This window comes from Rhodococcus sp. SJ-2 (genome assembly GCF_053750035.1).
In genome coordinates, this window is record NZ_CM132340.1 from 509,136 (window position 1) to 520,566 (window position 11,431).

Genomic DNA, 11,431 nt, shown 5'->3' on the forward strand with positions numbered 1-11,431 from the left:
CCCTGCTCAGTCGACACTGATCCTCCGGTGTGTGAGCTGCCAACCACTCGCGGTGCGGACGAAACGGTCGCGATAGACACCGCTCGACCGGATAACCGGGGTACCGCCGACCCCCGTGACGAAGTGCCAGTACGCCATCGATGTCGCATCGTCGCCGGCGGGATCCACCGACACATTCGTGATCACATGCATTGTTCCCGTACCGGGCCCCTGGACACCGTCGGCCCGCCGTTCCCTGGCGCCTGCCAACGCATCCTCGCGTCCCCGTCGCACCTGGGCCACGAGCCCGGAGCCTCCACCACCGGGAAATTCCCACACGATGTCCGCCGAAAGGAGCGAGCCGTATTCCTCCAGAGTTCCGAAATCCGCTGCCTGGGCAAGGCACGAGATGGCATTCGTGACGAGGGTGATCCGTGCGGCCCGTTCCACATAGTCCACGGCGATGCTTCCTCCTGTGTCGTTCGGGTGCGGCCTGCATGAGCCGCTGCGACCGTACAAGGAGTACAACGGGACTTCGGGAGCAAATCCCACACAGAGGTATTTCCGGCCGGATTCCCTGGAAAGACCGGTCCGTCACGGTGCGTCGGTGCTCCCCCGGGCCGCTCCGGTCCGCCTGGACCGGACGATCATGCGCAGGAGTTCGCCCGCGGGACCCTGGAGAACGCGCGGAGGTCGCCACACCGCGCGCAACACCCGCGAGAGATCCAACCCCTCTACACCGACCACTTTCAGCTGCCCGGACGCGACATGGTCGGCGACGGCGAAGGTACTCAGCACGGCCGGCCCCACCCCACCGAGTGCGCTGGTGCGCACCGCCGCTCCGCTACCCAGTTCGAGCAGTGGAGGTGGCCGCTGGTACTCCTGCAATGCGAGGTCGAGGGTGCGTCGTGTGCCGGATCCTTCCTCGCGCACCACCAGGGGCGTCGCAGCGAGTTCGGCCACCGTGAGTGGCCGACGACGGCGTGCCCACGGATGGCCCGGTGCCACCACGACGACCAGCTCGTCGCGCGCCACTTCCACACTGTGCAGACCGGTGGGGACACTGGGACCCTCCACGAATCCGACGTCGCATCCGCCCGCCGCAGCGATGTCGCACACCTGCATGGAGTTGTGTACCTGCAACTGGATCTGGACGTCGTCGTGGACCGCACGGAAGGCACCGAGCCATGGCGGGATCAGGTGTTCGGCGACGGTCATCGAAGACGCGACCACGAGTTCGGGATGATCTTCGGCGCTGAGCGCCGCTGCCGCATCGAGCAGTCGGTGCGCGTCTGCGAGAACTTCCCTGGCCCAGTGCGCAACCACCGTGCCCTCCGGGGTGAGAACCGATCCGGACCGGCCGCGCTTCACGAGCACGGCACCGAGTTGCTTCTCGAGACGCCTGACCGATCGCGTGGCGTTCGGCTGCGCGATCCCCACCCTCCGGGCCGCGGCCCCGAGACCCCCGTGGTCGTCGATGCCGACGAGCAACTCCAGCGCTGCGAGATCCGGCCACTCGGTCATGCAGAAACGATATGCCAGCCATCCGTCGCTGAGGCAGAATGCGGCCATGTCGTCATTCGGTATCGAGCGGGCCCGAGACGTCCTCGCCGCGCAACCGTTCAGCGTCCTGATCGGCGCACAACTGTCGGCCTACGGCCGGGAGGGCGTGTCGCTCGAAATTCCGCTGCGACCCGAACTGCTCCAGCAGTTCGGATTCGCACACGGCGGAGTTCTGTCGTACGCAGCGGACAATGCGATCACATTCGCCGCAGGCACCGTGCTCGGACCGTCGATAGTCACAACCGGATTTTCCATCGACTACCTGCGTCCCGCACAAGGCACTCTGCTGCGCGCCCACGCTCGCGTCGTCGAATCCTCGAAGCGCCGGGCGCTGTGCCGGAGCGAGATCATCGTGGTCGCCGAAGACGGTTCGGAGAAGGTGTGCGCGGCGGCCCAGGGTGGCGCCCGGCTGATCGAAATTTCACGCTGAGAGCAACATCAGGACCAGAGCACAGCTCCCGAGAGTTGCAACGGTGCCTGCGAGCAGCAGGTTGCGCCACAGAAAGTAGATGCCGTTGCCGCTGTCCATTCCACGCACTCGCGCGCGATGCCCCTCTCGCGAGGTGAACAACAACACCAGGACCGGGACCAGGCACGCCAGCCCGATCGCGGCCACTACGGGACCCGGACCAGGCGCCAATCGCATGAAACCCAGGATGATCGCACCGAGCACGATCTCGGTGCGAAGCCACGCCAGGGAACTGCGTTCGGGCTGCAGGCCCGGGTCGTCATGGCGCACGCGCGATCACACCACGATCGCCACGGCCAGAACTATCGCGGCAACTGCGAGCAACCCGGCAAGCAGATACGCGATCCAGGGGAACGGCAAGGGCAGACCGGCCCGCATCGCGCTTTCCACGCTGATCCAACGCATCACCGAAGCAACGACGAGCACGACCGCGAACGCCAGCAACACACACGCGACTACCGTGCGCAGGACCGGGTCGATGATCTCGCCGGCGAAAGTCTCCAGCGCCACTGCCGCTGCGATGAGACCCAGAGCGGTCCGGACCCACGCGAGGAAGGTGCGTTCGTTGGCGAGCGTGAACCGCGGGTCGGGATCGGCACCCTCGCGCAGGGCCCGCGGCCTCCGGTCTCGTTGTGTCGTCCTCACACGGCGGACTCTATCCGGTCCTTCCGCGGCAGGTCAGCCGACGACCACATCCGCACCGCGGGCCTGCGCGGGACGCGACTTCAACGGCCTCTTCGCGGGCCCAGCCACCGGTACCCCATCGAGTGCGAACTTACTTCCGTGGCATCGGCACACGATCAGGTCGTCCTCCACTTCCGTGATGTTGCACCCCTGGTGGGTACAGATCGCAACGAACGCGTGAAAGTCGCCTGCCGTCGGCTGGGTGACAACGAGTCGTTTCCCGTCGAGAAACACGCCACTGCCGACGGGCACGTCGGTCACGGCCGCGACGACCTCGGCTTCCGGCCCGGGAGGCGCGGTGGTCGTTGCGACCGGCTCCGCCTCCGGTTCCTGCGACGTCGATGCACCGCACGCGGTCAGTGTTCCCGCCACCAACGCGGTGCCTGCGCTCGACAACACGGCTCGCCGGGGCATCGGGGAGAGGTCGCTACTCATTCACACTGTCCGTTCCGATCGCTGACACATCCCGACTCAGCGTAGTCGCGCGACGACGACGGGGGCCGCGACATACATCACGACCACCGTCGACTTCGAACGACTCAGTGCATCGAGAACGACTCAGTGCATCGAGACAGCCGTCGGATCGGTCGGCTGGACCGACTTCGTACGCGGCAGGAACGCCGCGGGAATCAATGCGACCACCATGACGAGCATCGCCACGAGAAAGGTGTCGCCGAAGGCGTCGGCGAGCGAACCGAGGACGGTCTGCTGCACCTCCGGTGGAAGCTGCGCGAGCATCTCTGCGTCGGGTTGACCGGTCGTCCCTTCGGGCGCCCCCTCGGGGGCGATGATCCGGCTGGTGAGAATCACGGACATCGTGGCCGTACCGATCGAGCCCGCCGCCTGCTGGACGATGTTCATCAACGTCGAGCCGCGCGCGATGCTGTGATCGGTGAGTGTCTGCAAGGCAGCGGTCATCGTGGGCATCATGGTGCAGCCCATGCCCATTCCCATGACGAACAGTGCCCCGAGCAGGAGCGGATAGCCGGTGTCGACACCGACCTGCGTGAACACGGACATGCCCGCGATGATGAGCACAAGACCGACCAGCACGATCTTGCCGGGCCCGATGCGGTCGACCAGCTGTCCGGCGATGGGCATCGTGAGCATCGCGCCGAGTCCCTGCGGCGCGAGAAGCAGCCCGGCCATGAGTGTCGTTTCGCCGTGCACCTGGAGGAAATAGCTCGGGAACAGCAGGCCGGCACCGAAGAAGCCGATCGCGAAGACCGTCATGGTGAGGACCGCAAAGGTGAGCTGGCGGTTCTTGAACAACTTCAGGTCGATGAGCGGGTGGTCGGTGCGTACCGCGTGGTACACGAACGCGCCGATGAGCGCGACCCCGACTATGCCGGGAACGAGAACCCGAGCCGATGCGACCGTGCCGGTCTCCGGCAGCGACGACACGCCGAACAGGAACAGCGCAAGGCCCGGCGACAACAGCAGCATTCCGACGAAGTCGAACGATTCGGACTTCTTCGGTGAATCCTTCGGGAGCACGACGAAGGCCGTGATCAGCGCGACGGCACCGATCGGGAGGTTGATGAGGAAGATCCAGTGCCAGCTCGCCACGTCGATCAGCCAGCCACCGAGGATGGGGCCGCCGATGGGACCGAGCAGCATCGGGATACCGAGGACCGCCATGACGCGACCGACGCGCTGTGGACCCGCAGCCCGCGTCATGATCGTCATGCCCAGGGGCATGAGCATGCCGCCGCCGAAGCCCTGGAGGACGCGGAATCCGATCAGCGAGGTGACATCCCACGCGAGGCTGCACAGAACCGAGCCGGCCACGAACAGAACGAGAGCGGTGAGGTACAGGCGCTTGGTACCGAACCGATCGGCCGCCCATCCAGTGAGCGGAATCACACTGGCGAGGGCGAGGGTGTAGCCGGTCATCGTCCATGCGACCGTCGCATAGCTCGCCTGGAATTCCGACATGAAGGTCGGAAGCGCGACAGAGACGACGGTGACGTCGAGGATCGACATGATGGCACCGAGCACCACCACCGATGCGATTTTCAGGACTGCCGCGTCGAGCTTCGTGTCCGAGGCCGAAGAACCTGCAGGTGGCGCTGTCATAGGCTACTCCGATGAATGCAAAGGCTTCCGCCTGATTGGAATCGAGGTGGCAGGCCCGCGCGAGAGAGCGCCGGTGGTCGTGGCAGATACCGGAACGCGTGCGCGCCGAGTGCCGATCTTAGCGACGATGAGCCAACGCGCCCAACGGATTTATCGCCGCACGGCCCCGATCAGAGGAAGACGACGGCGGCGACGACCGAGTTCGATGAGCGCCGCCCGCTCTGTGATCTTGATTCGTGGCCGGCCGCTCGCGCGACCCGCAGCGCGTTCCGCAGCGTCGATGGCCCGCCACCCGTCGAGGTCGACGCGATCCGGGCGCCGCTCGGCGAGAAGCTTCCCGAGACTCCGGCGGTCGCCCCGCGGCGGTGCCAGCCGACCCGAGTCGAAATCGGCGAGTAACGTGGCCACGGTTTCCTTGGCGCAGGCCTTGTTGGTGCCGATGACGCCGCTCGGCCCGCGCTTGATCCAACCGGTGACATAGACACCGGCGTCTACGCGGCCACCGGCACTGGGGACGACGGCACGCCGGTCGTCGAACGGCAGATCGGGAACGGGCACACCTCGATAGCCGATCGACCGCAGTACGAGTCCCGCGTCGATGTCATCGACGTCATCGGTCACCCGCGCAACGAGCGCGCCCTCGGAATCTTCGACCAGCTCGGTGCGCGCGACCCGGACGCCGTCGACGCGGTCCGTGCCGAGCACCTCCGCGGGCACGGCGCGGTAGCGGAAGACTATGCGCCGATTGCCCTCCCGCACCTCGCTCCCCGCGTACTCACGCGCGAGCTGCACGCGCATCGCCACGGCGGGATCGCTCGCCACAGCGTTCGCGCCGGCCTCGTCGAGTTCCAGGTCGGCTTCGTCGATGACGATGTCCACACCCTCGAGCTCGCCGAGCGCGAGGAATTCGGGGTTGCTGTACGCGGCCTGCGCAGGCCCTCTGCGGCCGAGGAGAACGATCTCACGGATATTGCTGTGCCGCAGCGCCTCGAGGGCGTGATCGGCGATGTCGGTGCGCGCGAGGTCCTCGACGTCCATCGCGAGGATACGGGCGACATCGATTGCGACGTTGCCGTTGCCGACGATGACGGCGCGTTCACCGGACAGATCGAAGGTGCGGTTCGCATAGTCGGGATGGCCGTTGTACCAGGCTACGAATTCCGTGGCTGCGTGGCTGCCCTCGAGATCTTCGCCGGGAATGCCGAGGCGACGGTCGGCGGAGGCGCCCACCGCATACACCACCGCGTGGTGGTGGTCGAGCAGCTCCGCGTGGGTGAGGTCGCGGCCGATCTCCGTGTCGAGGTGCAATGCGAAGGCGTCTCGGCGGAAGGACCACTCGAATGACTCGGTGACCGCCTTCGTACCGGGATGATCGGGCGCGACGCCGGCGCGAACCAGTCCGAACGGGGTCGGCAGCCGATCGAACATCTCGACCTCGACATCGGATCGTTCGAGCAGTTCCTGCGTCGCATAGCAGGCCGCGGGACCGGCGCCGACGACCGCGACGCGCAGTGTTCCGCGATCCCGCGGCGCAGCCGGTGTCGGCACGAGAGGATTCCAGCCCTCCGGCATGGGATGCGCGCGGTAGTAGTCGGCGTTGATCTCGGCGAACCGGGCCTGGGACGGTTCGAGCTTGTCGTCGGGAAGGATGGCTTCGACCGGGCATGCGTCGGCACATGCACCACAGTCGATACAGGTCTGCGGGTCGATATGAAGCATCTCCGCCGACCCGAATTCACGCTCGTCGGGGGTGGGGTGAATGCAATTGACCGGGCAGACGGCGACGCAGCTTGCGTCGTTGCAGCACGTCTGGGTGATGACGTAGGCCATGGCGAGATCCTCGAGGGGTGGGCGGCACAGCCGCATTTTCATGTAACACGCTGTAACAGTTACCTGAACTGTAGTCGTGCATTCGCACCCTCCGCAAGGCCGGTCCGCCGGATCGACATCAAAAGCCGGAGTCGACGTTCCGGTTCGGGCACGCAGCCCCTACGGTGGAGCGATGATGCCCCGCACCCTGATCCTGCTTCGCCACGGGAAGTCCGCGTACCCGGACGACGTGGACGATCACGAGCGCCCCCTCTCTCCACGCGGCCGCCGAGAAGCAGGTCTCGCCGGTCGATGGATGCGAGCCAACCTGCCTGAAATCGACGCAGTGCTGTGCTCCGACGCGACACGCACGCGCAAAACCCTCGCCGAAGCGACGATCGACGCACCCGTCGACTATCGCGCGGCGCTCTACGGGGCCACTCCCGAGGCCGTTGTCGCGGAGATCCGCTCGATGGACCCGGAAATTCACACCTTGCTCGTGGTAGGGCACGAGCCGTCGCTGTCCGAGACGGCTCTGAGCCTGGCCACAGACCACAGCAGCGACATCGCCCAGCAACTCTCCGAGAAGTTTCCGACCTCAGCGCTCGCGGTCCTCACCGTTCGAGGCAGCTGGGACGACCTCGAGCCGGGCCGCGCCGAGCTGACGGACTTTCACATCGCACGCTGAGCGTTTTCACATCGCACACTGAGCGGCACAGCAATACTGCGCGTCAGAGCGACGCTCCCTACGGACAATATCCCGGAAACCACAAAGGTCCCGCCCTGAAGAGAGAGGGCGGGACCTTTGTGACTACGGCAGCGAACTACCGGTAGTCGTTGGAGTAACCGTAGTCATCCAGAGGCACTGCAGCACCGGTGTTCTGGCCGAAACCGTCCGGTGAGTAGTACTGGTCGTCGTACGCCGGGATGGCGTATGCGGCGGCACGAGCCTCCTCGGTGGGCTGAACCTGGATGTTCCGGTACTTGTTGATGCCGGTACCGGCCGGGATCAGCTTGCCGATGATCACGTTCTCCTTGAGACCGATCAGCTTGTCCGAGCGGCAGTTGATGGCCGCATCGGTCAGCACACGAGTGGTCTCCTGGAACGACGCCGCCGACAGCCACGAGTCGGTGGCCAGCGACGCCTTCGTGATGCCCATGAGAACGGGGCGACCGGCAGCCGGCTCGCCACCTTCCTGGACCACACGACGGTTCGCGGCCTCGAACTCGCTGCGCTCGACGAGCGAGCCGGGCAGGAACTCCGTCGCGCCCGAATCGATGATCGTCACGCGACGCAGCATCTGACGGACGATGGTCTCGATGTGCTTGTCGTGGATAGACACACCCTGGCTCCGGTAGACCTCCTGGACCTCGTGGACCAAGTGGATCTGAACCTGGCGGGGACCCATCACGCGCAGCACCTCGTGCGGATCGGCAGCACCTTCGAGGAGCTGCTGACCGACGTCCACATGGTCGCCGTCACCGAGGACGCCCTCGGTGCCGTCGGCCTTGCGGATCACGTGCAGACGCTGACGCTTCGACAGCTTGTCGTAGACGACCTCTTCGCCACCGTCGTCGGGGACGATCGTGATCTTGTAGAAACGATCGTCGTCCTCGAGGCGGATACGTCCGGAGACGTCGGCGATCGGAGCCTTGCCCTTGGGGATACGGGCTTCGAACAGCTCCTGGACACGGGGCAGACCGCCCGTGATGTCCTCACCGACACCACCCTGGTGGAACGTACGCATCGTCAGCTGCGTACCGGGCTCACCGATCGACTGGGCAGCGACGATACCGACGGCCTCGCCGATGTCGACGAGCTTGCCCGTTGCCATCGAGCGGCCGTAGCAGGTCGCGCAGACGCCGGTGCCCGTGTCGCAGGTCAGGACCGAGCGGACCTTGACCTTCTGGATACCGGCCTCGAGGAGAGCCTCGATCGCGGGATCGCCGAGGTCGGAGCCGCGCTCGACCACGACGTTGCCTGCCGCATCGATTGCGTCCGTCGCCAGCGTGCGAGCGTACGTGCTCGTCTCGATGTGAGCATCGCGGACGAGCCTGCCGGTCTCGTTGCCCTGTGCGTCACGCTCGGGCTCGGCAATGATCATCTCGATACCACGCGGCGTGCCACAGTCGACCTCGCGGACGATGACGTCCTGCGAGACGTCCACCAGACGACGGGTCAGGTAACCCGAGTCGGCGGTACGCAGAGCGGTATCGGCCAGACCCTTACGCGCACCGTGCGTGTTGATGAAGTACTCGGCGACGGTGAGGCCCTCACGGAACGAGGACTTGATCGGACGAGGAATGAACTCGCCCTTCGGGTTGGTCACCAGGCCCTTCATACCCGCCAGCGAGCGGATCTGGGTCATGTTGCCCGCGGCTCCGGACTTCACGATCGTCGGGATCGGGTTGTCGTCCGGGTAGTGCGCCTCCATAACCTGGCCGACCTCTTCGGTCGCTTCCTGCCACAGCTTCACGAGTGAATCGCGACGCTCGTCCTCGGACAGCTTGCCTCGGTCGTACTGCCGCTGGATCGAATCGGCCTGACCCTCGTAACGCTCGAGGATCTCCTTCTTCTCCGGCGGAACCAGCACGTCCGACATCGCGATCGTCACGCCCGAACGCGTGGCCCAGTAGAAGCCCGCGTCCTTGAGCTTGTCGACGGTCTGTGCGACAACGATCATCGGGTAGCGCTCGGCGAGATCGTTGATGATCCCGGCCTGACGCTTCTTCGGCATGATGTCGTTGACGAAGCCGTAGTTGGCCGGCAGCAACTCGTTGAACATCACGCGACCGAGCGTGGTCTCGGCGAGCCAGTCCTCGCCGTAGCGCCATCCCTCGGGGAACAGTTCGTTCTCGATCTCGCGCGGCGGACGCTGCTGCGACAGACGCACCCGGATGGGGGCCTGCACCGAGAGCACGCCCCGGTCCACAGCCATGATGGCCTCGGCCGGCGACGAGTACACGCCCTGCTCCGGCTCGTCGGCGGACGCAGGCTTGTACGCGCCTACCCCTTCCTCGACGAGGCGGGTCAGGTGGTACAGACCCGTCACCATGTCGAGACGGGGCATAGCGAGCGGACGGCCCGATGCCGGCGACAGGATGTTGTTCGACGACAGCATCAGGATGCGTGCCTCGGCCTGAGCCTCTGCCGACAGCGGCAGGTGCACGGCCATCTGGTCACCGTCGAAGTCGGCGTTGAAGGCCTCACACACGAGCGGGTGCAGCTGAATGGCCTTACCCTCGACGAGCTGCGGCTCGAACGCCTGGATGCCGAGACGGTGCAGCGTAGGTGCACGGTTGAGCAGGACCGGGTGCTCGTTGATGACCTCTTCGAGGACATCCCACACCTGGGGGCGCTGACGCTCGACCATGCGCTTGGCCGACTTGATGTTCTGCGCGTGGTTCAGGTCCACGAGACGCTTCATCACGAACGGCTTGAACAGCTCGAGAGCCATGAGCTTCGGCAGACCGCACTGGTGCAGCTTGAGCTGCGGACCGACGACGATGACCGAACGGCCCGAGTAATCGACGCGCTTACCGAGCAGGTTCTGACGGAAACGACCCTGCTTGCCCTTGAGCAGATCGGACAGCGACTTGAGCGGGCGGTTGCCCGGACCCGTCACCGGGCGGCCACGACGACCGTTGTCGAACAGCGCGTCGACGGACTCCTGGAGCATCCGCTTCTCGTTGTTGACGATGATCTCGGGAGCACCGAGGTCGATCAGTCGCTTGAGACGGTTGTTCCGGTTGATGACGCGGCGGTACAGGTCGTTGAGGTCGGAGGTCGCGAAGCGACCGCCGTCGAGCTGCACCATCGGGCGCAGCTCCGGCGGGATCACCGGAACGGCGTCGAGGACCATGCCCATCGGCGAGTTGCCGGACTGCTGGAATGCCGCCACGACCTTGAGACGCTTGAGCGCACGGAGCTTCTTCTGCCCCTTGCCGCTGCGGATGATTTCGCGCAGCAGCTCGGCCTCGGCGTCGATGTCGAAGGTCTCGATGAGCTTCTGGATGGCCTCTGCACCCATCGCGCCGGTGAAGTACTCGCCGTAGCGGTCCTGCAGCTCGCGGTAGATCAGCTCGTCGACGATGAGCTGCTTGGGAGCGAGCTTTGTGAAGGTCGTCCAGATCTCGTCGAGACGATCGAGCTCACGCTGAGCGCGGTCGCGCAGCTGACGCATCTCGCGCTCGCCGCCGTCCTTGACCTTGCGACGGACATCCGACTTGGCGCCTTCGGCCTCGAGCTCGGCCAGATCGGCTTCGAGCTTCTGCGCGCGGGCCTCGAGGTCTGCGTCGCGCTGGTCGGCGACGCCCTTCTTCTCGACCTCCATCTCGGCCTCGAGCGTCGAGAGCTCGTTGTGACGGAGCTCGTCGTCGACCGACGTGATGACGTACGCAGCGAAGTAGATGATCTTCTCGAGATCCTTCGGAGCGAGGTCGAGGAGGTAACCGAGACGGCTCGGCACGCCCTTGAAGTACCAGATGTGGGTCACGGGTGCGGCCAGTTCGATGTGGCCCATCCGCTCACGACGCACCTTGGCGCGGGTCACCTCGACGCCACAGCGTTCGCAGATGATGCCCTTGAAGCGGACGCGCTTGTACTTACCGCAGTAGCACTCCCAGTCCCGGGTGGGGCCGAAGATCTTCTCGCAGAAGAGGCCGTCCTTCTCGGGCTTGAGCGTGCGGTAGTTGATGGTCTCCGGCTTCTTGACCTCGCCGTACGACCAATTACGGATGTCGGCCGCAGTGGCCAGACCGATCCGGAGTTCATCGAAGAAGTTGACGTCGAGCACGTAACTTCCTTTCCCCTGTGCGGGCTTTGTTGCTGCTAGTTGTCGCTATCGC

General features: G+C 65.6%; 10 protein-coding genes. 2 read left to right on the plus strand and 8 right to left on the minus strand.

Going from position 1 to position 11,431, the window contains the following annotated elements; all coding sequences use genetic code 11:
* Positions 1-6: 6 nt before the first annotated feature.
* Positions 7-438 (minus strand): nuclear transport factor 2 family protein, encoded by a 432-nt coding sequence (locus ACSYG9_RS02265; RefSeq protein ID WP_454841017.1) that lies wholly within the window; start codon positions 436-438, stop codon positions 7-9.
* A gap of 135 nt (positions 439-573) precedes the next feature.
* Positions 574-1,503 carry a LysR family transcriptional regulator gene (locus ACSYG9_RS02270; protein WP_454841020.1) on the minus strand — a complete coding sequence of 310 codons (930 nt, stop codon included), beginning with the start codon at positions 1,501-1,503 and terminating at the stop codon, positions 574-576.
* 46 nt (positions 1,504-1,549) lie between these two features.
* On the opposite strand from ACSYG9_RS02270, the gene ACSYG9_RS02275 reads away from it, so the two are divergent.
* Positions 1,550-1,972 (plus strand): PaaI family thioesterase, encoded by a 423-nt coding sequence (locus tag ACSYG9_RS02275; protein WP_454841022.1) that lies wholly within the window; start codon positions 1,550-1,552, stop codon positions 1,970-1,972.
* Here the strand turns inward: ACSYG9_RS02275 and ACSYG9_RS02280 are convergent.
* The 5 genes from ACSYG9_RS02280 to ACSYG9_RS02300 all read right to left on the minus strand — a co-directional run bounded on the left by ACSYG9_RS02280 (position 1,964) and on the right by ACSYG9_RS02300 (position 6,604).
* Positions 1,964-2,281, minus strand: coding sequence for a DUF202 domain-containing protein (locus ACSYG9_RS02280; protein WP_440125625.1), 318 nt, complete (start codon positions 2,279-2,281; stop codon positions 1,964-1,966). The two genes, ACSYG9_RS02275 and ACSYG9_RS02280, sit on opposite strands and share 9 nt — an antisense overlap.
* A gap of 6 nt (positions 2,282-2,287) precedes the next feature.
* Positions 2,288-2,656: a DUF202 domain-containing protein gene (locus ACSYG9_RS02285; protein ID WP_440125626.1), complete on the minus strand. Its 369-nt coding sequence runs from the start codon at positions 2,654-2,656 to the stop codon at positions 2,288-2,290.
* A gap of 33 nt (positions 2,657-2,689) precedes the next feature.
* On the minus strand, positions 2,690-3,130 hold the full coding sequence (locus tag ACSYG9_RS02290) for a QcrA and Rieske domain-containing protein (RefSeq protein WP_454841025.1): 441 nt from the start codon (positions 3,128-3,130) through the stop codon (positions 2,690-2,692).
* A 123-nt stretch (positions 3,131-3,253) separates the two neighbouring features.
* The gene (locus ACSYG9_RS02295) at positions 3,254-4,774 is read right to left on the minus strand and encodes a DHA2 family efflux MFS transporter permease subunit (protein ID WP_454841026.1); all 1,521 of its coding nucleotides are present in this window, start codon (positions 4,772-4,774) and stop codon (positions 3,254-3,256) included.
* Positions 4,775-4,924: 150 nt separating this feature from the next.
* A complete protein-coding gene (locus tag ACSYG9_RS02300; RefSeq protein WP_454842839.1) occupies positions 4,925-6,604 on the minus strand; it encodes an FAD-dependent oxidoreductase in 1,680 nt (559 codons plus the stop codon).
* 175 nt (positions 6,605-6,779) lie between these two features.
* Between ACSYG9_RS02300 and ACSYG9_RS02305 the strand changes: the two genes are divergently transcribed.
* Positions 6,780-7,271: a histidine phosphatase family protein gene (locus tag ACSYG9_RS02305; protein ID WP_440127503.1), complete on the plus strand. Its 492-nt coding sequence runs from the start codon at positions 6,780-6,782 to the stop codon at positions 7,269-7,271.
* 136 nt (positions 7,272-7,407) lie between these two features.
* Here the strand turns inward: ACSYG9_RS02305 and ACSYG9_RS02310 are convergent, their stop codons facing one another.
* Entirely contained in the window at positions 7,408-11,379 is a 3,972-nt protein-coding gene (locus ACSYG9_RS02310) for a DNA-directed RNA polymerase subunit beta' (RefSeq protein WP_440125629.1), read from the minus strand.
* Between the last annotated feature and the right edge of the window lie 52 nt (positions 11,380-11,431).

Excerpts from the sequence above, each read along its gene's own strand:
- ACSYG9_RS02270 (WP_454841020.1), bottom strand. The coding sequence starts at position 1,503 with ATGACCGAGTGGCCGGATCTCGCAGCGCTGGAGTTGCTCGTCGGCATC.
- ACSYG9_RS02275 (WP_454841022.1), top strand. The coding sequence starts at position 1,550 with ATGTCGTCATTCGGTATCGAGCGGGCCCGAGACGTCCTCGCCGCGCAA.
- ACSYG9_RS02295 (WP_454841026.1), bottom strand. The coding sequence starts at position 4,774 with ATGACAGCGCCACCTGCAGGTTCTTCGGCCTCGGACACGAAGCTCGAC.
- ACSYG9_RS02290 (WP_454841025.1), bottom strand. The coding sequence starts at position 3,130 with ATGAGTAGCGACCTCTCCCCGATGCCCCGGCGAGCCGTGTTGTCGAGC.
- ACSYG9_RS02300 (WP_454842839.1), bottom strand. The coding sequence starts at position 6,604 with ATGGCCTACGTCATCACCCAGACGTGCTGCAACGACGCAAGCTGCGTC.
- ACSYG9_RS02305 (WP_440127503.1), top strand. The coding sequence starts at position 6,780 with ATGCCCCGCACCCTGATCCTGCTTCGCCACGGGAAGTCCGCGTACCCG.